General features: G+C 45.8%; 14 protein-coding genes. All 14 read right to left on the reverse strand.

Features of this window, described 5'->3' with window-relative positions; genetic code table 11:
- Positions 1-17: 17 nt before the first annotated feature.
- The 14 genes from dnm_RS08385 to dnm_RS08450 all read right to left on the reverse strand — a co-directional run bounded on the left by dnm_RS08385 (position 18) and on the right by dnm_RS08450 (position 26,757).
- Positions 18-2,156, reverse strand: coding sequence for a UvrD-helicase domain-containing protein (locus tag dnm_RS08385; protein ID WP_207682220.1), 2,139 nt, complete (start codon positions 2,154-2,156; stop codon positions 18-20).
- An 807-nt stretch (positions 2,157-2,963) separates the two neighbouring features.
- Entirely contained in the window at positions 2,964-4,898 is a 1,935-nt protein-coding gene (locus dnm_RS08390) for a hypothetical protein (RefSeq protein ID WP_207682221.1), read from the reverse strand.
- A 225-nt stretch (positions 4,899-5,123) separates the two neighbouring features.
- Positions 5,124-7,526 carry a DUF8727 domain-containing protein gene (locus dnm_RS08395; protein ID WP_207682222.1) on the reverse strand — a complete coding sequence of 801 codons (2,403 nt, stop codon included), beginning with the start codon at positions 7,524-7,526 and terminating at the stop codon, positions 5,124-5,126.
- A 136-nt stretch (positions 7,527-7,662) separates the two neighbouring features.
- On the reverse strand, positions 7,663-8,355 hold the full coding sequence (locus dnm_RS08400; protein WP_207682223.1) for a response regulator: 693 nt from the start codon (positions 8,353-8,355) through the stop codon (positions 7,663-7,665).
- 1,796 nt (positions 8,356-10,151) lie between these two features.
- Positions 10,152-10,478 carry a hypothetical protein gene (locus tag dnm_RS08405; RefSeq protein ID WP_207682224.1) on the reverse strand — a complete coding sequence of 109 codons (327 nt, stop codon included), beginning with the start codon at positions 10,476-10,478 and terminating at the stop codon, positions 10,152-10,154.
- Between the two features lie 141 nt (positions 10,479-10,619).
- Complete coding sequence (locus dnm_RS08410) at positions 10,620-11,948, reverse strand: sigma-54 interaction domain-containing protein (protein WP_207682225.1); 1,329 nt, start codon at positions 11,946-11,948, stop codon at positions 10,620-10,622.
- A gap of 88 nt (positions 11,949-12,036) precedes the next feature.
- Positions 12,037-13,272 (reverse strand): type II secretion system F family protein, encoded by a 1,236-nt coding sequence (locus tag dnm_RS08415; protein ID WP_207682226.1) that lies wholly within the window; start codon positions 13,270-13,272, stop codon positions 12,037-12,039.
- Positions 13,273-13,669: 397 nt separating this feature from the next.
- The gene (locus dnm_RS08420) at positions 13,670-15,412 is read right to left on the reverse strand and encodes a GspE/PulE family protein (RefSeq protein ID WP_246556257.1); all 1,743 of its coding nucleotides are present in this window, start codon (positions 15,410-15,412) and stop codon (positions 13,670-13,672) included.
- 144 nt (positions 15,413-15,556) lie between these two features.
- On the reverse strand, positions 15,557-17,215 hold the full coding sequence (locus dnm_RS08425) for an AAA family ATPase (protein ID WP_207682227.1): 1,659 nt from the start codon (positions 17,213-17,215) through the stop codon (positions 15,557-15,559).
- A 32-nt stretch (positions 17,216-17,247) separates the two neighbouring features.
- Positions 17,248-21,969, reverse strand: coding sequence for an Ig-like domain-containing protein (locus tag dnm_RS08430; protein ID WP_207682228.1), 4,722 nt, complete (start codon positions 21,967-21,969; stop codon positions 17,248-17,250).
- 398 nt (positions 21,970-22,367) lie between these two features.
- Complete coding sequence (locus dnm_RS08435) at positions 22,368-22,793, reverse strand: DNA methyltransferase (protein ID WP_207682229.1); 426 nt, start codon at positions 22,791-22,793, stop codon at positions 22,368-22,370.
- Positions 22,794-22,833: 40 nt separating this feature from the next.
- Positions 22,834-24,633, reverse strand: a complete 1,800-nt coding sequence (locus dnm_RS08440) for a methyl-accepting chemotaxis protein (RefSeq protein WP_207682230.1) — start codon at positions 24,631-24,633, stop codon at positions 22,834-22,836.
- 51 nt (positions 24,634-24,684) lie between these two features.
- A complete protein-coding gene (locus dnm_RS08445; RefSeq protein ID WP_207682231.1) occupies positions 24,685-25,686 on the reverse strand; it encodes an ABC transporter substrate-binding protein in 1,002 nt (333 codons plus the stop codon).
- Positions 25,687-25,752: 66 nt separating this feature from the next.
- The gene (locus dnm_RS08450) at positions 25,753-26,757 is read right to left on the reverse strand and encodes an ABC transporter substrate-binding protein (RefSeq protein WP_207682232.1); all 1,005 of its coding nucleotides are present in this window, start codon (positions 26,755-26,757) and stop codon (positions 25,753-25,755) included.
- Positions 26,758-26,953: the final 196 nt, after the last annotated feature.

Genomic DNA, 26,953 nt, shown 5'->3' on the forward strand with positions numbered 1-26,953 from the left:
GATATTAATAGAAATTCTCAATTCTCAATTCCATAAGCCATAGGCCGATGCCCGATGATCCACAGCCGGTCAGTGGCCCGGGTGATCACCACATGGAGAAGCATTCGGCTTTCCCGATTATCCCGATATTGTGCGGCTTCGGGATTGATCACAAGAATTCCTGAGAATTCCAATCCTTTGACCTGATGGGCATTTGTGACGATGATCCCCGGTTGAAATGAAAAATTGTCTCTTTCATGACGGCGCAGATGTTTCAGCCCGAGATGTTTCAAATCCTCAGCGATCTGATTTGCATCTGATTTGTAACGGCATACAACCCCGATTAATGCATTGGGACGGGCTTTAAGATAGTCTCTCAGTATCTTATTCGCGTGTTGCACGGTGTCTTCATAATTTCGGGTGCGAAGAATTTCCACGGGATCGCCGTCACGGAGAACCGTCATGGAGGGCTTCTCTTTCAGTATATGCCAAGCCAGTTCCATAATCTGACGGGTGGCGCGAAATCCCACTTTCAGGGTATCCGCACACACGTTTCTGTTTCCTGTCCGTTCCTGAAGCTCCCGGATAAAACCGGTAAACCCTTTGGCGTTCTCAAAAGAGACATCTCCTTTGATTTTTTGCGCCATATCCCCGCAGATTGTCACCGATTGTTCCTTGTCCGCGGCATAAAGAAGCGTGGCCAGTTCCACCTCGCTCAGGTCCTGAGCTTCATCTGCCATAATGTGAGCATAATTGGGACGGGCAGCCTGCACACCTTTCCGCTGCATGAGCCAGAGCAGAATCCCGGTATCAGCAAAGTCAATTTGTTTTTTATCACGAAGCCGGGTCTGCCATGTCACAAGCTGTTTAACAATGCCACTGGTTTTCCAGGATTTCGATTCTGCCACGATTTCATCCAAAAGCGCGGAATCAGTCAGGGCCGCATAAAGGTCTGCTTCGTGTTCCTCAAACCGGTGTATCAATCTCATTCTGAGCCGGTCCCGGGACTCCGGCTGAACACCTTCATAAAAAACAGGATGACTCTTCAGCATTTGAAAAAATTGCTCAAACTGATTCGCAGACCTCAGCAGCGTTTTAATCTTTTTAATATTCGGGTCCTTGTTTTTTCTCAGTTGCTCTATGAACCAGCCGCGGGATTTCCATAACAGATTTTTCAGATAACGATCCACCAGGGTAAGGGCGACAGCATGTTTTTTGAACCGTGTCACTCCGGGAGGCGGCGTTTGGGAACTATAGGTGACGCGGGTATTTGAAGCGCGAAACAATATTGATGCCCAACGGTGATAGGTTTCAATAAGCACGCCTTTTCCCACCCCCATTTCAGGGAGTGTCCTGGAAATATATCGCTGTAAAGAACGGTTGAACATCACCACCAAAATGCGATCCGGTCTGAACCGTGCAGGATTCTGATAAGCAAGATAAGCCACACGGTGCAGTCCCACCGTGGTTTTGCCGCTCCCTGCCCCGCCCTGGAGCAAAATCGTATTTGCTTCAGGCTGTGTAATGGTTCGGAACTGTTCGCGGCTGATCAGCGCGGCAATTTCCGGAAGCCGATGATCCGCAGATGCCTCTTTGTGAGATACGGATATCCCTGAGTTTTCTGCCTTTTCCCATATGCCGTTCGGGCCGCGTACCAGCAGGCAGCCATTTTCCGCAATTTTTCGGAGTTCCCCGTTGGTGGTATCGAGCTTTCGTTTACATTGTATTATCCCCGAACGTTCCCGATTCTGAATGCTCTCCTCATATTCCTCGCCAGTATCATATTCATAGTAAAGCCGGGAAATCGGGGCCTCCCGCCAGTCAATCACCAAGACCTGGCTGTTGCTGTCGAAAAAGGAACAGGACCCCATGCAATAACTGAGCCCCCCCAGATCATCGTCCTCCAATTCCATAATGGCAAAATAGGGGCAGCGAAGGACTCCGGATTCCTGATAGTGACGCATTCCGCGACGCTCACGGGCAGAGGCAATTCGTTCATTAATCTCCTGCTTTTCCTTCCAATCATTTGTCTCAAGCTTCTGCTGTTTGAGTTTTGATATTTCGAAGTCTATATTCTGCCGATCTTCCTGCTCCTCTGCCAGTGTCCTTTTCATCTTTCCGAGAATATCCTGTATTCGGCATTCTTCCTGCGTGATGATTTCTCTGAATTGTTCCATGATCAAAATTTTCCTTAAATATTATGGATTGTTATCTTTAATATCCTTATCTCCTGAGCTTGTGGAAATCAGAACACTTTTTCATCTGATCCGGTGTCAATCTGAGCGGAGGAAAATTACAATTCAGGAGAATTTTATCCAATCTCATACAACATTTTAAGCTTCTGATCCATAGAAAAAATGGTTGGGCGGGAAACTTTTTCTTAGGCCTGAATTTTTTCTGATTATAAGTACCTAACCATAAGTTTTCGATATTTGCCCGGGGAAGAAACCTGGGTGTGTCCCACCCTTTACACAAGGACAGGTTTTATGTGTGAAAGGCGGGACCCATCCGGTTTTTTTGCCACGAAGGCACGAAGACACAAAGTCTCACGAAGTCTCTTTGCGGTTCCTCTGTGTCTTTGTGGCTGATTTTTTCGGATAAAAGGCGGGACCCACCCGTTTTTTCTGCCGCGAAGACACGAAGTCTGACGAACTCTCTTTGTGGTTCCTTTGTGTCTTTGTGTCTTTGTGGCTAATTTTTTCGGATAAAAGGCGGGACACGCCCGTTTTTTCTGCAGCGAAGACACGAAGTCTGACGAAGTCTCTTTGTGGTTCCTTTGTGTCTTTGTGTCTTTGTGGCTAATTTTTTCGGATAAAAGGGGGGAGACAGGTGTCTCTCCCCCGAGGAGACGCTGAAACGAAAAATCTCCGCCCGGAAAAAAAACGGAACAAGACATCCGCAAAAAGAGCGTGAGAACAAGTGTGACAAGCGCGGGGGCTGGTGTGACAAGTGCGGAAGCGAGTCAGATGAGTCCGGAAAATCCGTTACGTCTGCAACTCCTGCTCTGCCAGTGCCACAATCCGCCCGATTAATCTTGAAATATCCCAAGTTGACGCGGGATCAACCTCTGCCGCGCCCAGGGCGGGAATGACAGCATTATTTCCGAACAAATCATAAGCATTTGTATAAAAGGACCGAACCGCTTCGCTTTCCGGTCCCTTGTCCGTGTCTTTGGGATGAAGGAGATACAGAGAAATCACAGGCGAAAAACCGCCCTGCCTTCTGCTGATGCCATGGACATAGCGCATGACCAGAAGCGGAAGTTTTTCAAAAAAGACAATATCAGCCGGAGAATACTTTGCATCAAAAATTGCCAGGATACTGTTCTTCCCGCTCGGATCCGGCCGGTCCTGATTCATTGAAATTTCAAAAATATAATCCGGCACCCGTTTGGAGTTGAACCGGGTTCTTTTCCCTTTTTTCCTGTAGGTGTCCCATATCCAGCCTTCCACATTCAGATAAGGCTCTTCCCGGGCAGCTTTATACCTCGGCGACCATATTTCTTTTTCATAATACAATATCAGGCTCATGCCGCTTTTTTGGAATTCATATTTATGTTTCGGCATACTGTCCTGATACACCATCTCCTGCGTTTTTGCATCAGGAATATCTTTTCGCTGAAATCCCAGTTTTTCAAGGCCGTCAATCAGCTTATACAGGCAGAAATACTCATAAAGCTCATCTATGGAGCGAACCCCCACCAGGGCTTCCTCATCAGACCAGTCAGCCGTGCCCATCTGATACCACCTGATGATCTTTTCAAATAAAATGCGATAATGAATATTTGCCTTTACCCACGGGGTCAGGGACGGCATTCCCACGAGAAGCCTTCTCACCGGAATTTTTTCATCAAGCACCCGCATCAGGTAATTGCATTTTTTCATGAGCTGATCACATTTTGCCTTGCGTCCTTTGAACAGCGCACCCACGGAACTTTTTATCTCATTGGAAAAGCTGACATATCTGTTGTTGGACCCGTTCCGATAGGAAGGGGTTTCAAAAGGTTCTCCGCTTCTTACCGGCCCGGATGATGTCTGAGATTCCAGGCGGTCACATTCTTTTCGGATTTCCAGCAAAAGGGTTTTTATACTGTTTAAATAGCTGTGCAGAACCTGATTCTCATACACATTGCTGTCCTCAACCAGCTCGTTGACCTCCAGACGGTTCACAGTATATGGGCGATTATCAATGATCGCGACCGCCTCGTTAAAATCCGGAACAGGGATGAGAATATCCAAATGTGAAAGCAGCCATTCCGAAGTGTTTGCCTCGAAATAATGATCCGGCCTCGGCATATGCACCACCCGTTTCGGGACAAGGCGGGTGCAATGTTTTCCAAGGAGGATGGGAAGCTGTTTTTCAAACAGGCTCAGTCCCTCTTCCACTTCCTTTAAAAAACTTGTTACCCTTTTCCTCCCCTTAGTCTGCTCCGCTGCCACCTGGGTCACGCTGAAACTTGCACCGGCCAGATCATCCACGCGGGATGAGAGATATTTAATCATTTCTCTAAGGCGGTCCGCAGTGATTTTTTTGGCTTTGACCTCAAACGGTGCCAGTTCAATCCACTGTTGTTCCCCCCCCTGTTTGCGCATCTCAATATCTAACTGACAGGACCCGAAGCAATTCAGAAAAAACGCCTGATAGCGATTTGTTCCTCTGGATTCAGGATGCCATATATAAATAATTTTGTTATCCAGTGTTCTGGAATATGAAGGCGGCTTAGGCAGGTCCGAAATCCAGAGAATCGGGTTTTGCATGTGACCTGGCGCGATAAGCTTAAAGGAAATTTCCTCATCCTCAAGAATCCACGGAAATGTGTTCTCTGTCATTCTGTCAAGCAGGGGGATTTCAATACGCTCCCCCTGCCTTCCGCCGGATAGCACGTTAATATAAAATCTGAAATCTTGTTGATCATCCATAATTTTTCTGAGGTTCGGGCCGGGGTTTCTGAACTGAGCCGTCTGAAAATGCCATTTTTTGTCATTATTTTTTATCCGATTTTCTCCGCTCCTTTTCCCGCTCCCTTTGACAGGCTCAGGGAGTGGGAACAGCGTGCCCTGAACCTGTCGAAGGGCAATCAAAGCGGACAAATAAAAATAGGTGATTCAGACGGCCTGACTCTGAACAAACCCGAGGCGTTGTGATTAACTAAAGAATGAATACGAATTATGCGTTTGTTTGCCGGCCTCGATAATACGATGTAAAAGCTTGCTTGAACGGTAAAGCGAGTTGTTCGTGGTAATTTCCTGAAGCTTTTCAAGTCGTTTGCTGAATCCCGTGCCATATCCCTCTATCAGCGGGAGGATATACTGGGCCACGGCAAAATCAATGGCCTGTTCATCCACAAGAATATCTCTGGCAACTGCGCAATATCGTCTTATTGAATAATATTTCCGAGGGCTGATCACGACCACAGGCGCGCCTTCGAAATCCGCTGTCTCTGTTTGTAATATTTCAATGATTTCTTTAATGATATCCCCCTCTTTACTGGCAAAATCCTCTTCCTCGGACCCTCCGAAAAAATCCTTCATCCTTTCAAATGATAATGCTGAATCCGGCTTCATCCGGTCGCTGTTAATGGGATTGGAATATTCATAGCTCGGTTCAAGTTTGATCACCGGAACCCGGTCAATGAGGCGGGGAGATAATCGTTCTGTGGTATTGTCATTATTAACAGTTCCGATAAAGCGGATGCAGGGTGAGATATGAAGAAATCTTTGGTTATTGGAACATCCTGTGTCAAGGTTCCTGTCTCCTTCCGGATCACACATGCCGAGAAAATCCGCCCAGTAATGCTCAATGGGAGACAGGTTGGCCTCATCCAACAATACCCATCGTGGAAAATCAGGCAGTTTGCTCTCTGCCTGGGTGACATAGAGAAAATCGTACAGACCGGTTCTTGCTTTCTGATACTGACCGCGCAGCGGATTGAAATATCCCAGGATATCCCGCTGGGAGGTCCATCCCCGGGATACGGGAATTTTCAGCAGATTGTCATTGTTTCCCAATGCCTCTCCGAGATAATGGACGATAGATGTCTTTCCGATCCCGGGAGGACCCGCCAGAATCGTAAGAAAACTTTGCTGAATACATATCATCAGGTTTGCGATTTCATCAAAGGAATAATTGCGGCCGCATTGTTCTGCAAGGTAATCATGAATTTTATCTAAAAACTCTTTTCTGGTTCCGTTAAAGGCTTTATGTCTTATATATGAGGCTATGGGTTTTGTCACTTCCGGTTCCCGGATATAATTCCCGTTAAGCAGATCCAGATAGGTCTTAATTTCAGTGAGCCGTTCTTCGATATCCTCTGATTTCAGTTTTTTTATTTCCGTTTCGATCTTTTTCTTGTTCAGCTTTAGGAATGTGATCTGTTCATCCAGTTCTTCAATTTGAATGAGCTGACCGATTCTCTCCTCTATGGCACGAAGCTCTTCGGTCCGTTCCTGTTCATAGCGTGTTTTCTCTTCCTTTTTTTTCTTGCTCAGTTCGTCAATTTCCCTGTAGAGCTGATCCTTCTTGGCATTAAGAAAATAAAGTTCTCTTTTAATTTTGGCTGCTTCTTTTTCTGCTTTGTCCTCAATATGTTTCAGATGATCCTTAAAGAATTTGTCTTTATTATCTTCAAGATACTGTTCAACGATTCTTTTTCCCTCGGTTTCATTGGTTAAAAAATTATTAATCAGAGCAGCCTGCTGGGTCCCGGCCTCGAAAATTTCCGGAATTAATTTTATGAGCCTGTCCCGGCGTTCCGTATCCATGCCGGTCAGATTTTTCAGACTCTTAATCGCCTCAAGCCATTCCGTGGCTGTTTTTCGGTTCAGCCTGGCACTGCTTGATCTGAGAAAATATTTGTTCCCCCATGTAATTAATCTGTCATCGGCAATATAATCACACTGATCATACTCAACGGTCTTTAAAAAATTGGTGTTAAAAAGATAAGTCACGGGGGGCAAAGAAATATAATTCTTAAAATCATCAAATTTTATGATAATTTTATTGGCATTTTCCGCTTTAACCTTAAATACATGATCCGGTTTCAGCCCCAATAAGGGGGACTGGGCAGCGCTCAGTCGGATCCCCTCGTCATCCTTTGCCCATTCAAACGGTCCGAAAAGATATGTGCCGTCATTAATAAAAACAGATCGGTTCGGCAGCGGGCCGATAAAATTCACATAAGGCTTTTCCACCGAGGGAAGTTCCTCTTCAATAATCGGACACATTTCAAACCGTTTTAATGCCTCCGCGTCCGACCCTCTCATCCAATATTTTTCAAGATAATCATTTTCTATATATGCCTCATTCTCATCTGCGCTGTATCTGTTGACCCGAAAAAACTCATAATCCGCAAATCGTCTGTCTATGGCTTCATATTCGCTTGATACCCATATGCGTCCGTTATTGGGAAAATCATAGCGGTCTGCTGACATATAATTGCTGTTTTCCAGTTCATATGCGATGGGAATCACAAACCCCCCGCTGGATGAAATTGGCCGATCTTTTAACGCCAATAATGGCTTAAAATCATTATTTTTTATTCTGTCCATGTGTCATTCCCTTTTTTTATATAAAAAATTATAACATCCGGAGTCTGAAACTCATTTTTCGGAAATTACAACCTCCGAAGTCTGAAACTCATAACCCCCGCGCCTGACATCTTACTCAGAACTGATTCATCAGTCATCACTCTCCTTCCGCAGCCTTGTTAATATCAATAATTTTAGTACTTTGTATATACTCACGCGTTTCATACCTGGTAATCCGCATAAGTTTTTTTGTAATTTTTCCCATCTTATCTATCTGAGTTTTAATAATCTTAATATATTCATACCTGGGATCCTCTTCTGACAAGTCATCTATTAACAACTGAGAAAAGCCTAAAATGGATTGCATGGGCTGGTTCAGTTCATGACAGACTGCCCCTGCCATTTCAAGCACACCTTCAAGTTTCTCTTCCTCCAAAAGTTTTTTGGTCAGTTCCTGCTGTGTCAGCGCGGATTTGATTCTTGCCAGCAATTCAATTTTATTCACCGGCTTACGCACATAGTCCGTGCCGCCGGATTCAAAAGCTTCTTTTAGTGTGTCATCATCTGTATTAGCCGTGATGAAAATTATCGGAATATCCTTTGTGTAAGGATGTTGTCTCAAAATTTTGCAAACCTCGTATCCGTCCATTTCAGGCATCATGATATCCAGCAGGATCAGGTCAGGAACCCCGTACAATTCTGTCCTTGATGTTGCAATCTCAAGTGCCTCGGGACCATTGGTGGCAACGCTGATTTCATAATCATCTGTTAATATTTCCACCAGCACTCTGATATTTGCGGGCGCGTCATCAACAATAAGTATATTTTTTTTTGCCAGGTTATCGTTCATTTTTTATGCTCTCCGATAAAATGCCCGGTTATCCTGTACTTCAGACCAGGTATTTTCTGTGCTGTTTGAAATCAACTTTGTTTATCAGGCTACTGATTATTCTGTTTTACTTCAGATTCAAACATAGACTGCCTGAATGCCTTTCGCGACCGCCGGAGACATACCTTTTTGTCCACGGGTTGCGTTGCATAATAATTTTGTAAGCCTAGATAAGTACCTAACCATAAGTTTTCGATATTTGCCCGGAAAAGAAACCCGGCTTTTTTCCCGGAATGACCCGCGGCCTGTGACGGAAAAAGCCGGGTTTCTCCCCTGTTCGCGGAAAAAAAGATGTATAAAAAACTTTTGCTCAGGCACTCACTTTGAAACAAGAGGCTTCTGAGGGAATTGAATCATGCGTTTGTTTGCACATTCCTATATTTATCATTATAGCAACTTCTCAAAGCAGCTTCAACTGATTCTTTTTCATTATTACTCAGTAGGTCGAAAAATTTTCGGGCTGTCGCGGGACAGACACGGCGAACGGGGGAGAAACCCCATATGCATCAGGCTAAGATTACAACCTACTGTTTTTATTAACTCTGATTTTGCCGGACGGGGTTTGCAACCCCGTCCGGAATATTTTCCGGATCGCCGCCCGCAAACGTTTCGGACGGGGTTGCAAACCCCGTCCGGCAGCCGTCCCGCATTCTTAGCCTGATGCATATGGGGAGAAACCCGGCTTTTTGCGGCGGGGAGAGTCTTCTGACCCGGGAAAAAGCCGGGTTTATCTGCCATATCGCACACAGTCCGGAAACTTTTCGATCTACTATTACTCAGTGATCAACTTTTTTGAGTTGCTTTCGAAAACGGCCTGTCACTCCTGCAAAAGCAGAAATCCGCTGCCTGTGGCGTCAAACTTCCCTTTTTCAAAAAATTCAAAATATAACCTTATCAATAGTTCGGACAATTTTCGCAAATCAGCGGTGTGTAAAGCTGTAACATGTTGAAATTAAAGGATTTGAATTTTCAGCCTCGAAATTTACAAATTCTGTAAAAACAATAGGTTATAAAAACTGTCCGAACTATTGACCTTATGAAAATCCGGATTAAAAAAGACAATAAATTCAGTCAACAAAAAAAATTTGAACATCAAATGAAACATTTTAAACAAAATTGCCGATCAAAATAAGCCTGACTGTGTTGAAAAAGCAGGTCTGCCGGCTTTATAATCTGTAAAATTGATTCCTTTAGGTATCAGAATATTATAATCTGTCATACAACAGACCTGATCAGAAATAAAAATCCGCGGCCGAAACCCGAAAAACAGAGTGCCAAACTTACAGTTTGGCCCGGCATGTCCTGGCCGGCGGGTATCCGCAATACTGTTGACTTAAATATAAGCGGGTATTCCGATATTTTCTTCGGAGTGCGAAAAATGCTTTTTCGCAGGCGCAAAAATATAATTTTTGCACTCCGGATCCGTTCGGAATTGCCTAAGTCAAAAGCATTGGCGGGTATCCGGGAGAATACAGCAGCTCGAAAATTTTCAGGAAAAGCCCCCTGAAAGGGCTGTTTGTCAAAACCCGGGCCAAAGATCCGGATACGTTGTTTTCTAAAAATAGCGTACAATATTATAAACAAGATACAGATTCAATAGAAAAAATATCTATGTTAATCGAAGTGTGGGAAATTATTTATCTGATGACTGGCAGCAAATCGAAAACCTTTCAGAGAAAGCCCTGAAACTCGATAATCAAGTTTTTCTCTGTCATTCATGCTTTCGCAGGAATGACAAACTTTTTGTTTGAATCAGGTCAAAAATTTGTCGGGAGAAGTTTGCAAGCCCGTCTGAGATGTCCGCGGGTCCCTGACCATAACTGTTTCAGACGGGTGGTAAATCCTACAAAGTCCTGCCCGGCTATCTCAGACTGATGCATATGGGACTGAAGCTTCGGCAATATTCGCAATACTGTTGACTCAGGCGTAAGCAGGTTTTCCGGTATTCTCTCCGGAGTGCGAAAAATGCTTTTTCGCAGGCGCAAAAATAAAATTTTCGCAGGCGCAAAAATAAAATTTTCGCAGGCGCAAAAATAAAATTTTTGCACTCCGGATCCGTTCGGAATTGCCTGGTTCAGCAGCATTGGGCAATATTCGGGGCGGGGATGTTTGTTGTTGCGGAAAAAGGAAAGCATATTGAATAAAATCATAAAAAAAAGCAGTTAGCCGTTCCCGGGTATTAAAATTGCAAATAACTGCCAAGCCGCGGGAGTTAAAAAACAGCATCAGGATTTTTTAAAACTTTTTGGGTCAATATTATATTTCCCTATTCTGTGGGCCAGTTTCCTCGGGCTGATCCCCAGGAGCTTGGCCGCATTGACCTGAAATCCGCCTCCTTTGCGCAAGGCTTCAATGATCAGATTTTTTTCAATTTCTTCCAGTTTTTCATCTATGGACAATAATTCCTTCAAGGGGGCAATCGTCTGATTTGTTAAGCTTTTCTTAACATTTTCAGGCAGATGTTCCGCCTGAATGGCATCTTCCTCACACATGACCGTGGCCCGTTCCACAGCATTTTGGAGTTCCCGAACATTTCCCGGCCATGCATGCGCCATGAGTAATTGAGAGGCCACCGGTGAAACTTTGGCAGGCTCAGGCACATTTTTTTGAAGAAAATGATCTGTCAGCACCAAAATATCTTCCTTTCTTTCTCTTAACGAAGGGAGTCGGACAGGAAAGACATTAAGCCGGTGATAAAGGTCCTCCCTGAATGTTCCTTCCTCTACCATTTGTGTAATATCCTTGTTTGTTGCGGCGATGAATCGTATGTCAACTTTGATAGAATGCAGTCCGCCCACGCGCTCAAATTCCCCTTCCTGAAGCACACGAAGGAGTTTTGCCTGGGTTTTCAGGGGCATATCACCGATTTCATCCAAAAAGAAAGTCCCTTTGTTTGCCAATTCAAACTTTCCTGGTTTTTTGGCAATCGCGCCGGTAAACGCGCCTTTTTCATGACCAAAAAGTTCGCTTTCCCAAAGCTCATCCGGTACAGCCGTACAATTGAGGGCGATAAACGGCTTGTCTTTACGAAGACTGTTTTCATAAATACCTGTGGCAATCAGCTCTTTTCCGGTTCCGCTTTCTCCGAGAATCAGCACCGTCGTGTCAGTGGGAGCAACTTTCATGACCTGGCTTAACACCCCCCGCATGGCCTTACTGTCAGCAATAATATCCGGAAAATATTTCCGAACCTCCACCATCGTAAGCACATCTGTAACCTGTTCAAAAACCTGGGTGAACTCCTTAATCTTGTCTGTTGATTTTTTTTTCTTATTTTCTTCCGGTTTCCTATCGGAAAGAACTCTGAGCTGTTTTGTCTCTTCTATAAATTTTTCCACAGGTCTTAAAATAATCCAGAGAATAAGCAAAGTACACGCGTAGGTAATACCGCCAATAATAATCGCAAGCCAGAAAGCAGGTGTGCCCGGATCCAAATGATGCTCCATACAATATTCAGTCAGACGAAAGGACATAACAGACGCCAGGATAGCAAAACCGCCAAAAATCACCGGAATAATAATATAAAGACTTATATGATAATGTTTCTGCGTCATATTGGAAACTTGAAACTTGAAACTTGAAACTTGAAACTTGAAATTCGGACTTTATCCAGTTTCCAGTTTCCAGTTTCAAGTTTCAAAATTATTTCACCATTCTTGTCATATCCCACATGGGTAAAAATATTGCCAGCGCAAAAAAGCCCACGACTGCGGCCATACCAACCGTCATAAAAGGAGCGATGAGTTCGGAAATTCTTTTCATGGCATACTCCACTTCTGTATCGTAATGCTCTGTAATTTCATTCAGCATTTCATCAAGGTTTCCGGACTCTTCTCCGATGGCAACCATATTGACAACCATGGGGGTAAAATATTTGGCAGACTTGAGAGGAGCGGAAATGGTACTCCCTGTTTCAATTTTTTCTCTTATTCGATTAAATTCACGGGAGACTGCCGCATTGCCGATGGTTCCGGACAGGATCGTCATGGAATCAAGAATTGGCACGCCGCTGGACTGAAGTATGGCAAAAATACTGGCAAACCGCGACATGGTCGCCTTTATAAAAAGAAGGCCAAGCACGGGGGTTTTCATCAGAGAAAAATCCCTCGCGTATTTCCCCGGTTCTGTCCTGATAAAAGAGATCAGCATTGCCCCCCCTGCGACCACGCCAATAAGAATGAAATACCAGTAGCCAGATAAAAACTCGTACATAAGAATACATATCTGAGTGGGCAGAGGAAGGGCTATGCCTGCTCTGACAAATATATTAACATATGTGGGAATAACAAAGGTCAGCATCACAAAAAAAGCAATCCCCAGAAAAATACTTACAATGACAGGGTATTGAAGAGCAGCCTTGATATCTGATTTTATCTTGTGTTCATGTTCCATGATATAGGTCAGGCGATCCAGAACCTTGGGAAGTTCGCCGCTGGCTTCCCCGGCCTGAACCACGCTGCAATACAAAGGAGAAAATATTTTCGGGTGCTTTCTGAATGCGCCGTTAAGACTTAATCCGTCCTGAATATCCCGGGACATAAAACCGACAACCTTTTTCAGTTTCCGATTCTCTGTCTGATTCTCCATTACTTGTAATAGATTTAGCATGGGAACCCCTGCCCGGATCATGGTTCTGAACTGTTTGGTAAAAAGAATCAGTTCCCATGCCTTAATTTGAACCAATTTCTCTCCTATGGTCCATTGGCCGGTTTCAGATGATTTTGCCCCGGACTTGTCCTCTTTTATCTTTTTTACTTTGGAGGGTATATGGCCGCGGGCAGCTAATACATTGCTCGCCATTTCGGCTGATTCAGCTTCCAGCAACCCGGATATTTTATTTCCGGTTTCATCTATGGCCTGGTATGAGAATTTTGGCATATTTCCTCCTCTTATTTGAAATTCTTTTTCCCGGGGCTTTACCCCGGGCGATATAAGTACCTAACCATAAATTTTTGGTAGTCCTGCACAAGTAGTGATGAATGGGATTCAGTGTCCCGATAATCGGGGGAGTGAACGGGATTCATCACTACCTTTGCAGGACTACCAAATTTTTAATATCTGCCCGGGGAAGAAACCCGGCTTTTTTTCCGGAATGATGCGTCTCGGGTAAAGGAAAAAGCCGGGTTTCTCCGCCGCTCGCGGAAAAAAATGTATAAAAAACTTTTGATCGGGTACTTAACTACGCGCTTTCAGAGCTTTCTCCAAATGTTTTCGATCTGGTGATAATCTTCTCTCTGTGCCATTCAGATGACTTTCATGGCCCACGGATAACTGTTCACGTCATAATTGCCGATGCAGCCTCATCCATTGTTGTTATTCCTTTTAATATTTTTTCAGTGACATTTTCCTTTAATGATTTGAATTTTCCGGCTGCTTTGGCAGCCCGTGTGATTTCATGTGCGGGCCTGTTTTCTATGATCATATTCTGAATCATTTCATCAATAACCAGAACCTCGAACACGCCTATTCTGCCCTTATAGCCCGTATTCATGCAATTGAAACACCCTTTTGCCTGCATGAAATCAGAGCCTCCTCTGCCCTCCGAATCAGTATCCCGGAATAACCTGGAAACATTTTCCAGTCCCCAATATTTTAAAGAAGCAGAAGGCGGATCATAAGGCTGTTTGCAATACGGACAAACCTTTCTGACCAGACGCTGGGCAATTGACAGCAACAATACAGAAGAAATAAGAAACGGCTCTATGCCCATGTCAACAAAGCGGGTGATGGTTCCTGCCGCATCATTGGTATGAATGGTGCTGAGAACCCTGTGACCGGTAAGGGCTGACTGAACAGCAATGGTGGCTGTCTCAGGGTCCCGGATTTCTCCAACCATAATAACATCCGGGTCCTGGCGCAATATTGACCGTATTCCGCTGGCAAAGGTCATGCCCGCCTTCCGATTTAACTGGGTCTGCCGTATCTTTTCAATTCGGTATTCCACAGGATCCTCCAGCGTAATAATATTGATATCCGGCTGATTGATCTTCTTGAGAACTGAATACAACGTGGTTGTTTTGCCGCTTCCTGTGGGACCGGTACTCAGAATCATGCCATAGGGCTTGGTTATCGTGGATTCGATTTTGTCTCTGTCTTCCTCGGCCATGCCAAGCTGCTCAAGCGCATAAATTCCCGTGCTTGTATCAAGGATACGCAGCACCAGATTCTCCCCGTAGATGGTGGGAATGATGGATGCCCTGACATTGATCTCTTTGTTATTCATCCGGGCTGTGAATCTTCCGTCCTGGGGGATTCTGGATACAGAAATATCCATATTCGCGAGAATCTTAAACCTGGAAACAATAGGCAAAATCATACTCTTGGGAGGTGCCGGCACATCACGAAGCTTGCCATCCACACGGAACCGGACCTGGACAGAATCCTTCTCAGGGCTGATATGCACATCACTGGCCCCCTCATTTACAGCCTGAGAAAGAATGGCATTTACGAGACGAACAGTTCCCGACTCCTCAGCCATTCCCTGGAGGGATTTTACTTCCACATCTTCAGTCGCCAGCAATTTTTCCATATCCTCATCACCGCTATTGTAGTGCATTGCTTCCATATCTCCCAAGACCCCGCCGATCCCGGATTCAGCACCGTAAATATTCGTGATCAGAAAATTCAGCTGCTGTTCAGTGCAAATTACGGCTTCAACTTCAATATCGGTATATGCTTCAATGGCATCCAGCGCATTGATATTCATGGGATCCGTCATAGCCATAATAAGGAGACTGCCGTTTTTTTTCAGCGGGGCAGCCTGATAATTCTGAGCCATATCAATGGGAAGAATTTCAGAAAGATTCACATTAATGGGATATTTATCCGGACGGTATTTTTTCACCCCTAACTGCTCTGAGATGATGTTCAGCATCTGAGGATCGCTGACAAGGCCTTCCTGGACAAGAAACTCTCCCAATTTCATATTTGTCTTTTTCTGATTTATCAGTGCTTTTTCAAGGTCTTCATTATTCAGGAGACCGATATCCACCAACATTTCTCCCAATCTTTTCTTCAATGTTTTCCTCCGCTTTGAGAGTGGGAATACCCAGATTTCCTGGCATGTAGGGTGGGTGGAGCGAAGCGCAACCCACCGTTTGTCAGATGCCGGTGGGTTGCGCTTCGCTCCACTCACCCTACATTTTCTATATTTTTGGGTATTTTATTTTTTGGAAAATCCCTTAAAAGGATCAGCAAAAAACACAGTCTCCTTCTCAAAAGATAAGACATTTTTTCCGTCAGGAAATACCGACACGCTCAACCGGTTCAGCCTGTTGCGGGCTGATATTTTATCAGAAAAATATTCTGTAAGGATCAATGAAAATTTCAACCCGTTGTGTTTATGCCAATAAGGGATTAAACGGACGGAAGGAATATCCCTCGAATTTCGATTATCAGAAAGATATGCCCTGAGCAATTGAAATGCCGTTTCAAGATTATCTGCCTCTGCTATTTCCACCCAATATCCTTTAAAAGAATTTCGGAGTTCAGGCTTTGAATCCTGAATTTTAACAGGTATTGCCGGGAAAGAGATGACATCGCCAATTGCAAGACGATTCGGATTCTTTATATGAAGGTTTGCCCGTATCACAGCTTTCTGATACTCAGGGATCAACGTGCTGTAAACCATTCTGATTAACTTCCCCAACGTCTCTCCCTTTTTTACAATGATTTTCCCCAATAGTAAAGGCATTTCAGATGGTAACTTTCCATTTTCCAGTTTTGGCCTCCGAGTTTTCAGTTCCGAGTTTCCAGTTTCCAGTTTCCAGTTTCCAGTTTCCAGTTCTGAGTTTCCAGCTTCAGGTTCCGAGTTTTCAGTTTCCAGTTCCGAGTTTTCAGTTTTCAGTTCCGAGTTTTCAGTTTTCAGTTTCCAGTCTCCAGTTTCAATAACAGCCGCCACGATCAGCCCGAAAAGCAGACAGAAAACGACACGACTAAAACCAAATTTGAAAAACCCGGCTTTTCGGTGCGAGTCTGGCAATCCCCTTTTCACACATGAACAAACCATGGGCCAGTCAGCCACGGATCGGTTCTGAATAATCATCGTCAGGACGATTCGATGGCACAGGTTGATTATTTTCCGAGGATATCCCCGGGTTGCCCGGTATATTGCCCAAAAAGCCGAATAAGTAAAAAGCCCGGGCAGTTGCACAGCACCGCCTGACTGCTGAACCCGGAACTGAATCATCTGTCTTGTATCTTTGAAGTTCAGAGGCCCCAAAAAATGATAAAGATCAATTCGGTCTGCAAAATTGGCTTTTTCCCTGAGTATCTCCCTAAATTCTTTCTGTGCAAAAATGACGATCTGTAACAGCTTGTATTCATTGGTCTCATAATTAAGGAATTCACGAAGGATTTCAATACAGAACTCGGGAAGTTTCTGCCCCTCGTCAATGATCATGATGATGGTTTTCTTTTCATCCACCCCCTTACGAAAAAGATACTGTTTTATGATCTCTTTTAAGTGCCAGTCATCAGGAATGTCGCCTGAAAGAGACGAATTAAAATGTTCGGACTCATTTTTTTCAAACATTCCGGTGACTGTGATAAGAAATTCCGAGGAATCGCTGAAATAAGGATCAAGGATGAGATGAGTTTCAACATCTTCATCATTGGCAAACTTGCGGATAAGCTGGCGGCAAAGTGTTGTTTTTCCGGTTCCCACCTCACCAATAATCACATTTAAACCTCTGCGCAGACGGAGCGATATTTCCAGTTTTTGGAGACATGACAGATGCTGCTGGGAATGAAAAAAAAATTCCGGATCAGGTGAGTTGGAAAAAGGTTCCTTATCCAGATTAAGGATTTTAAAATAATCCATCCCTTCCTCACAATAAATCGAGTTTCAAATTCTCAATTCTCAATTATAATAATTTTTTTTGGATCGCTGCTGACAGATTCAGCGGTTGCTGTAACGTCAACCTCGCCCGAGAAATCTCTTGCTGTGAAAATGGCTTTTGCCTTACCTTTATCTGAAGTTGTCGCCGTACTGGTAATAAACGCCAGAGCAGGATTATCCAATGTGAAGCTGATCTCAACACCGGACAGGGGATGCCCGCTCGCGTCATATGCGGTCGCATAAATCTTCGCTGTCTCTCCCGGATAAACCGAATCCCGGGCCGCGGTCACATTTATCATGGCGACCGCAGGCCGCGCGGGTGCCTCCGTGATCTCAATATCGGCAGAGCCGGAAACATCTCCCGAAACAGCGATGACCTCTGCGAGTCCGGGCTGATCAGATGCCTCAAACACGGCCGTTGCCACTCCAGCGTATGTTGTCACCGAGGCCGGAGACATTTTTCCATACACGCCGTTTTCAGTCTCAAATGTCACTGCTGTACCGTCAGGAACCGGATGTCCGGCCGCGTTCACCACCTCGGCCGTGACCGAGGAAGTGCCGAGAACAGGAATGCTTGCGGGGGACGCCTTTACACGAATTTCATCCGGGGCGGACTCATCAAGAATAACCACCCGCACCGGAGGATCACCGCTCACGAATTCCGAATTCGCGGTAATTTCCACCTCCCCCGGATGCTCTCTTGCGGTCAGAACGGCAGTCGCCACACCGCGGGCCGATGTCGTCGCCGTCCCGGTAATAAACGCCAATGCGGGATCATTCACTGCGAACGTAATCTCAACACCGGAGAGGGGATGCCCGCTCGTATCATACGCAGCCGCATAAATCTCGGCTGTCTCTCCCGGATAAACCGAATCCCGGGCCGCGGTCACATTTATCATGGCGGCCGCAGGGGGTGCGGGTGCCTCCGTGATCTCGATATCGGCAGAGCCGGAAACATCTCCCGCACCCGCGATGACCTTTGCGAATCCGGGCTGATCAGATGCCTCAAACACGGCCGTTGCCGCTCCCGCGTATGTTGTCACCGAGGCCGGAGACATTTTTCCGTAAACGCCGCTGTCCGTCCCAAACGTCACTTCTGTGCCGTCGGGAACCGGATTTCCGGCCGCGTTCAGCACCTCGGCCGTCACCAAGGAAGCGGCGAGAACAGGAATGCTTCCGGGGGATGCCTTTACACGAATTTCATCCGGGGCGGACGCATCAAGAATAACCACCCGCGCCGGAGGATCACTGCTCACGGATTCCGATGCCGCGGTAATTTCCACCTCCCCCGGATAATCTCTTGCGGTCAGAATGACGGTCGCCACACCGTCCGCCGATGTTGTTGCCGTCCGGGTAACAGACGCTAATGCGGGATCATTCAGCGTGAACATGATCCCGACACCGGAGAGGGGATGCCCGCTCGCATCATACGCGGCCGCATAAATTTCGGCTGTCTCTCCCGGATAAACCGAATCCGGGCTCACGGTCACATTTATCATGGCGGCCGCAGGCTGTGCAGGCATCTCCGTGATCTCGATATCGGCAGAGCCGGAAACATCTCCCGCACCCGCGATGATCTTTGCGAATCCGGGCTGATCAGACGCCTCAAACACGGCCGTTGCCAGTCCCGCGTATGTTGTCACCGAGGCCGGAGACATTTTTCCATACACTTTGTTGTCAGTCCCAAACGTCACTTCTGTGCCGTCAGGAACCGGATTTCCGGCCGCGTTCAGCACCTCGGCCGTGACCGAGGAAGTGGCGAGAACAGAAATGCTTCCGGGGGATGCCTTTACACGAATTTCATCCGGGGCGGACTCATCAAGAATAACCACCCGCGCCGGAGGATCACCGCTCACGGATTCCGATGTCGCGGTAATTTTCACCTCCCCCGGATAATCTCTTGCGGTCAGAATGGCAGTCGCCACACCGTCCGCCGATGTTGTTGCCGTCCGGGTAACAGACGCTAATGCGGGATCATCCAGTGCGAACGTGATCCCGACACCGGAGAGGGGATGCCCGCTCGCATCATACGCGGCCGCATAAATTTCGGTTGTCTCCCCCGGATAAACTGAATCCCTGGCCACGGTCACATTTATCATGGCGGCCACAGGCTGTGCAGGCATCTCCGTGATCTCGATATCTGCCGAGCCGGAAATGTCTCCCGAACCAGCGATGATCTTTACGAATCCGGGCTGATCAGACGCCTCAAACATGGCCGTTGCCAGTCCCGCGTATGTTGTCACCGAGGCCGGAGAAATTTTTCCGTAAACGCCGCTGTCAGTCTCAAATGTCACTTTTGTGCCGTCAGGGACACGATTTCCTGCCGGGTTCAGCACCTCGGCCGTCACCGCGGACATGCCGAGAACAGGAATGCTTCCGGGGGATGCCTTTACACGAATTTCATCCGGGGCGGACGCATCAAGAATAACCACCCGCGCCGGAGGATCACTGCTCACGGATTCCGATGTCGCGGTAATTTCCACCTCCCCCGGGTAATCTCTTGCAGTCAGGAGGACGGTTGCCACACCGCGGGCCGATGTTGTCGCCGTCCCGATCATAAACGCCAATGCAGGATCATTCAATGTAAAGATAACCTCAGCGTCAGATATGGGGTTTCCGCTTTCATCATATACACCGGCATAAATCTCTGTCGTGTCCCCGGGAAGGAGCAAATCCGAAACAGCCCTCACATCCACGGCCGCGGGAATAATTGTATCATTCTCCGGTTTCCGATTCCAGCCAATCTGAATTGAACTTTCAGATGACCTTGTGAGGTTGTCGCTTACCTTCCAACTGACCTGCACCGTAATCGTGGCCTTTTCATCCGGGGTAGCGTCACCAGGTTTGTCATCATGAATCGTAAACACATACTCAGTCAGTGCGAGATGGTCAGCCAGATTTGTGCTGATGCCACTGTCCTCATATTGTTTGGATATTTCGCCGGACAATATGCCGGCATCGGTTTTGATCGTGACCTCGGAGCCACGGGTCAACTGATTCAGATTTGGATCGCAGACAACTACCCTGATTTCCCGGGAATCGCCATCTTCTATGGCCAGGTTCTCAGCACCTTTTTCAAAATAGATGACCGGAGTACCTGTGAGCAAAATCTGAAAATTTTCAAATATGTACTTGTTTGCGTCCCACTCGCCATTTTTTGCATCCCAGAATCCGTCGCCTCCCGAATCAAACCATAGCTCCTCAGGATGGCCAGTTCCCTGCCTGTCATACCCGTCATCGTCATTATAATCACAAAACGGATCCTCATGCGTGTCCGTAAAAATTTCCCCGGGATCACAGACACCGTTGCCATTGCTGTCATCAAAATGCTCCTCGCCCTTTGTGTAAACAAGAACAGAACACAGGCCGTCTCTCGGATTGGCGTCTTTTGGATCATATCCGTAAATCGTTTGTAAATAGTCCTGTAATTCAAGTTCCCAGGGAAACGGCATCACATCCTCGGCACTCCCTCCCTGGGTGCGGACGCTTACCCGGGCCAGACCGTTTTCATCTGAGACCCCTTCGCTGCTGTTCACCGCGAGACCCCGCTCCGAGGCAAAAAAGACCGAAGTTCCTTTTAAAACATTATAGTTGCCAAAACGATCCGCCAGACAGACCGAGATTTCTGCTGTTATATTATTGTATTCAAGTCCTGCAAGATTCAGCTGGGAAGAGGCCACACTGAGACGTTTTGCAGAAGGAACACCTCCGCCAATGGAAATCATCGGGGATTGCGTTGTCATCAGCATACCTGAAACATCTGTCGCGGCAGTGAGAATCACAGGACCTGCCACATAGCCGCTGTGAAGCGTGACCTCGGCAATGCCCTCCTCATCTGTGAAAACCTCGGCTTCATCAGCAGGCCCGTCAGCCCCGGCCCTGATATATTCATCTCCGTTCGGACCGGTCATGGTGATCCGCACATTCACATTATTCAGCGGATTATTTTTACCGTCTTTTACAATGAATCTGACAACACATGTCTCATTTTCCCCGCGGCCCCGGACTGCTATCATCTGAGGTTCGGCTGAAAGGAATTCTATGACTGCCGCAGGAGGCGGTTCAATGACAATATCCGTTGCTTTGGAAATCGTTCCCGAACTCACACTGATGGTCACTGTCCCGGACTGGTCAGCCGCTTCAAAAATAGCAGTGACCATACCGTTATGTGTCATCATTGAAGCACGCGAAATGCTTCCGAGGAGATTGTCCTGGACCTCAAAAACAACTTCTGTGCCGTCGGGGACCGGATATCCGTCAGCGTCTGATATCTGGGCTGTGACTGCGGAAGTTTCATGAATAATGACACGCGAAGGATTTGCTTTTAAATCAATTTGATTTGGCGCAAATTCATCAAGAATGATGATTTTATCGGAAAGATCGTGGCTCACGGTTCCCGCTGTGGCTATCACTCCGATTTCACCCGGGTAATTTCTTGCTGTCAGAATGGCCTCGGCCATGCCATTATCCGATGTTGTCACGGTATCAGTAATAGATGCCAATGTCGGATCATCAAGCGTCAGGGTGACCTGAACACCTGACAGGGATCTCCCGCTTGTATCATACACAACAACCCTGACAGGTGTTGTCTCTCCCGGATAAATTGAAAATGAGTCTGCTGTCACATCTATGGCCCCGGGCGTCGTGATCCGGCTTTCCTCAGCAGGCCCCCCGCAGGAAAGGAAAAAGAGACAAACACAGATCATCACCGCACTGACAGAAAAATTGCTTCTCATTTTTAAACTCCGGCATCCTTTTGTTCTCAAGCCCTGATATCCTCTTATTTCCAATTCTCCGGCATCCTCTCGCCGGATCCCTTTGTTCTCAGTCTCAGACTCAGCAGATCGAAAAGTCTTGGGGCTGTGCGGGACCGCTGAGAAATTCCGCACACGGTTAGGGAATTCGAAATAAATAATATACCCGATACAAAAAAATTTCTACATTTCCGGGTATTTTATTTTTGGGGAAATCCCTTAATCAAAAAATTATCCGGAGTGCCAAACTTGCAGTTTGGCACTCCGGAGGGATAAATTGTTATGACATGACGCACCCAGAAAGCACAAAGCGTATCTGTCTGAGACTTGAAACGAACGTACTCGGTTTTATACAACAAACGGATTTTTTTACCCGCGGTTTATTCCAATTTATGGAAATAATTGTCGAGCTTCTCCAAATCTATGGGTCTGAGTGTCTCCCGCACAATCCAGAAAGACACAGGATTGAGATCACAGCCGATAACCTTTGCTCCAAGGCGATTGGCTTCCGCCAGCGTTGTGCCGCCGCCCATGAAAGGATCGAGGATTATTATAATATCTTCCAGGTTATGGCTTTTGAAATAGTGGCTGTACGGAGACAAAGACCCGCCGTTTGTGATAAAAAGCATGTCTGCCGAGTTTGTCGCCAAAAGGATAACTGAGCGAAACAAAGCCCCGGGACGACGCGCCCACCATTTATGCAGAGAGTAAACCGGACGATAATAGTGGCGTTTGCCTGTTTCATCCTGAGCCAATTTGCTAATGGTTTCTTCGGTGTATGAATCTGTGAATTTTTTATTATGCATAAGTCTGAAAGAACTTTATGAAGCACACCAAGGGAATATGTCAAGAGAAAATAAAAGCATTTTTGCCCGCAAGGGCTGACAGTTCCCGGACAAATCCGTTCATATAACCGGCATGGGCATTCATTTCCTCGGAAGTGCCAGCCATCTCTTCAGCATTCGCGGCGCTCACCTGCACGGCCTTATCCATTTCAGACATGGATATGCTGATATGGGTGATCCCCCGGGCCTGTTCATTTGAACCTGCGGCAACATCAGCGATCAGTTGGCCGATTTCATGGAAATTTTTTTTCACTCTGGCAAAGGTCTCATTGACCACTGAGACCATATTTGAGCTGTCAGCCACCTTGCTGATTGTGGTTTCGATAATGACGGAAGTATTTTTCGCAGCGTCTGTCGTTCGCATGGCAAGATTTCGAACCTCATCCGCGACCACTGCAAATCCTGCCCCGGCCTCCCCTGCCCGGGTCGCCTCCACAGCCGCATTCAGTGCCAGAAGATTGGTCTGAGAAGCAATTTCATCAATCACCTTTATAATCTTCCGTATCTCTTCACTGGCCCGGAATATTTCTTCCATGGAAAGCGTCAGTTGTTTCACAGAATGATCGGCCGCGCTGACATCCTCTGCGGAATTTTTGATAATGTCATTTGCATGATCAGCATGTTCCGCGTTTTGTCGGGTCGTTGCGTCCATTTCTTCCATGGTTGCGGATGTTTCTTCCAAAGAAGCGGCCTGCTCAGAAGCATTTTGGGCAAGCTGCTGACTCGAGGATAATATCTCCCCGGAACCGACAGACACCCTTTGAGACATATTTTCAAGTCCTTTGATGAGACGCTGTAAGGATTGGGTAACGGATCTGCTCAGAAAGGAAGAAAAAATAATGATGAACATTGCCATGAGAAGACTTATGAAAATTCCTTTTGTTATTCCCAAAGAGATTTTTTCTGTAAAAATTCTCACCCCTTCCTCAGTGGCTTGTGCGAATTCTTTGTCAATTTCTCCCATCAGGGTCATCAGATGTTCTTTTTCGTGAGCGGTCTGGTTCAGCCTTGTCTGAAATTCTTCGAGAGCCTCATGAAACTTTATTATTGTCTTCCTGTATGTGCCGGCATCCCCGATGAGTTGTTTGCCATAGGTGGCAATATCCGAATCATAGCCTGTCAGGGTTCGAAATCCCAACTGAAGCTCCTTTAATAATACAAGCAGAGGATGGCTTTCTTCCTTTATTGATAACTGGTGACAATCCATACCCCGTTCGGTAAACTGAATATCCAGCCGGAGGAGCATTTCGTGATATCCGGCGATTGCAAAAGGAAGTCGCTCCAGGACAGAAATATCCTGTCCTTCCATCATGTAATCTACAATTTTCTCGGAAATTGTTTTCTCCATCGAGGTTAAGCTGCTGTCAATTTTCTGATTGATGGCTTTTATTTCCTTCCGGGTATGGTTTACGGCCGCACATTGGTCGAGAAGTCTTTGCATTTTATCTGTAAATTGGTTCAGGGATTCTTTTAGCCGAGCATCTGTTCCCCTTGCTGAAAGCTCGGCTGCCCTGGTGACAAGATATTGGCCTTCAGTTTTCAAAAGTTCCTCTTTTCCGTAGAAAGCAGCGATCAGAAAATTGGTGTCCGCGATCAGCTCCCCGAGTTCTCTTCCTGTCTGTGCATTTCCAATGATTTGATTCAGTTTGACGGTAAATACTCCGGTCATGTCCTTTTTTATATAACGGAATGAAATAAAAACAGTGAGTGCGACGGAGATAAAGGTAATACAAATCATAAAATTTACTAAAAAGAGTTTGGCAGGAATGCTTTTATAAGAGAGCGCGGCCAGTCTTTTCATATTTTCTCCTTAAAGAGACCGGATGCTGTTGAAAAATCCGGCCTCTGAATTCTATTCTTCTGTTTTTATCAATTCGACCTGCTGTAATGCCATCGGAGCTGGCCTGATTCCGAGTGCTTTCATGGTTGTCACATTGATGACAGCTTTTCCCTTGTGATTTTGGATAATCGGAAGCTGGGACAGCCGTGTGCCTTCCATCGCCTTCAATAGCATTTCGCCGGCCAGAATACCTTGTTCCTGGGTGACCTTGATAATAGCACACAACACACCAAGCTTTACAGGCTTCATATTTGCACAGAGTGTTGGTTTGTTATAAAGCTTCAATAATTTCGGTATAATCACTTCTGGCGTGAGCGGCGTGCCGTTTTCATCAGGAAGACCGCCCATGTTATCTATGAACAGAGCATCATATCGGGTTTTAAAATCTTTTGCGACGGAGATAGCTTCCTGAAGTGTTCCGGGGAGTTCAAACTCGGATTTTTCAACAGGATAACTATCTGATTTACTATTAAAATATTTCAAAAAAGCTCTTGATGTGGGATTATCTTTCATCATAAATCCGATACTTTTCACCGAGGGTACAAGCTGCTTCAGAAATGAGAGGGATTCAATGAGATGGGAACGTTCTAAGACACCTGTGACATTTGACGCGGGATATCCATATTTTTCAGGGGCTTCATTGACACCGCAAAAAATAATCGGTGTGCTGACCTTGTTTTTCAAGTACGGAACAACGAACATAGACTGGGCATTATCATCCGATGCGATCACTCCGCGGGGTCGCATTTTTTGATACAGTTTGTAAGCCTCCAGGGCTTTTTCTTCCCCTTTTTCAAAATGATTTTTTGTGTCCATGTAAAAATATGTGATGTCACATTTGTCCCTGAGAGCCCTATCTATTCCTTCTTTAATATCTTTGCTCCAATAAAAATCTTCATGATAGCTCATCACCACCAGCACCTTGAACAAGGCGGCCTGACTCACTGCGGGAAACAATCCGAAAACACAAGAAATGACTAACAGAGCAAGATCATACAATTTTCCTCTCAGCATAACAACCCCCTTTTTTAAATTTCAGACTTCCGAAGTCTTTAAGACTTCGGAAGGTTTTGCTGTTTATTACTTTTCTGTTGTTACCAATTCTGCGATATGCAATACCCCGGGTCTGGGTCTGATTCCCAATGCATTCATAACCGTCACGTTAATTATTGGTTTTCCTTTATGATTTCGGGTGATCGGAATTTCAGAGACAGGTGTTCCCTGCATTGCTTTCAGTAAAAGCTTTGCCGCAGTTTCGCCCTGTTCCTGACCGGTTTGGATAAGTGCGCACAACAGCCCGTGTTTTAAGTAACTTAAAGTCGTCGTGAAGGTGGGTTTTCCAAAAGCTTTTGCCACAATTGGCATAATCTCTTTATCTGTCAGAGGTCTGCCATTCTCATCGGTGATTCCCTCCATTGTTTCCATAAACAAAGCATCACACTGCGTTTTCATTACTTTTGTCATTGCCAGAGCTTCTTTTAAGGTCTTCGGTAAGTTGAAGGCAGCAGATTTTGCAGTATAATGATCTTTTTCTTTCCTAATTTGTTCCATATCCGCCCTCCCCGTAGAACTGTCTTTTGTGATATATCCGATAGTTTTGACGGAGGGAACAAGTTGCTGACCAAATGCAATTGTTTCAGCAATGTGATACCGTTCCAATACCCCTGACACATTTGAAGCCGGATATCCGTATCTTTCAGGTTCTGAATTAACCCCGCAGAATATCACAGGTGTCCTGACCTTATCCTTCAGATACGGAAGCACAAACATGGACTGGGCATTGTCGTCCGCGGCAATCACCCCGTCAGGCTGAAACGCCTGATAAAGCATATAAGCCTTTTTTGCTTTCTCAGGCCCGTCTGCCAAATTCGTTTTCGTATCCATGTAAAAATATTTTATTTCACAGTCGCTTTCCAGCACAGAATCTGTTCCTGCCTTAATATCTCCGGTCCATGCAAATGTTTCCTCATAGCTCATCACCACCAGGACCTTGAATTTGTCAGCAGCCTGACCCGGCCGGGCAAATAAACTGCAAATACAAAAGATAAGCAGCACCATAAAACCATACAATTTTTCTTTCAGCATAACAATCTCCTTTTTTTAATTTCAGACTTCCGAAGTTTTAAAAATTGCGGAACCCTCTGTTTATTATTACTTTTCCGTTTTCACAAATTCGGCGATGGCAGTGTTTCAGTTCCAGATATAAACCCTTTAATACCCTGAATTCGTTGGCAAAACTATGAACGTATCCCGAATTTTCAGTCATTTCCGATCTGCTGAA

Origin of the sequence: Desulfonema magnum, assembly GCF_017377395.1 — a bacterium.
Classification (GTDB): domain Bacteria; phylum Desulfobacterota; class Desulfobacteria; order Desulfobacterales; family 4be13; genus Desulfonema_C; species Desulfonema_C magnum.

Bases quoted from the DNA above. Each gene is read 5' to 3' on its own strand.
- dnm_RS08385 (WP_207682220.1), bottom strand. From the start codon at position 2,156: ATGGAACAATTCAGAGAAATCATCACGCAGGAAGAATGCCGAATACAG.
- dnm_RS08390 (WP_207682221.1), bottom strand. From the start codon at position 4,898: ATGGATGATCAACAAGATTTCAGATTTTATATTAACGTGCTATCCGGC.
- dnm_RS08395 (WP_207682222.1), bottom strand. From the start codon at position 7,526: ATGGACAGAATAAAAAATAATGATTTTAAGCCATTATTGGCGTTAAAA.
- dnm_RS08400 (WP_207682223.1), bottom strand. From the start codon at position 8,355: ATGAACGATAACCTGGCAAAAAAAAATATACTTATTGTTGATGACGCG.
- dnm_RS08405 (WP_207682224.1), bottom strand. From the start codon at position 10,478: ATGCTGCTGAACCAGGCAATTCCGAACGGATCCGGAGTGCAAAAATTT.
- dnm_RS08410 (WP_207682225.1), bottom strand. From the start codon at position 11,948: ATGACGCAGAAACATTATCATATAAGTCTTTATATTATTATTCCGGTG.
- dnm_RS08415 (WP_207682226.1), bottom strand. From the start codon at position 13,272: ATGCCAAAATTCTCATACCAGGCCATAGATGAAACCGGAAATAAAATA.
- dnm_RS08425 (WP_207682227.1), bottom strand. From the start codon at position 17,215: ATGGATTATTTTAAAATCCTTAATCTGGATAAGGAACCTTTTTCCAAC.
- dnm_RS08430 (WP_207682228.1), bottom strand. From the start codon at position 21,969: ATGAGAAGCAATTTTTCTGTCAGTGCGGTGATGATCTGTGTTTGTCTC.
- dnm_RS08435 (WP_207682229.1), bottom strand. From the start codon at position 22,793: ATGCATAATAAAAAATTCACAGATTCATACACCGAAGAAACCATTAGC.
- dnm_RS08440 (WP_207682230.1), bottom strand. From the start codon at position 24,633: ATGAAAAGACTGGCCGCGCTCTCTTATAAAAGCATTCCTGCCAAACTC.
- dnm_RS08445 (WP_207682231.1), bottom strand. From the start codon at position 25,686: ATGCTGAGAGGAAAATTGTATGATCTTGCTCTGTTAGTCATTTCTTGT.
- dnm_RS08450 (WP_207682232.1), bottom strand. From the start codon at position 26,757: ATGCTGAAAGAAAAATTGTATGGTTTTATGGTGCTGCTTATCTTTTGT.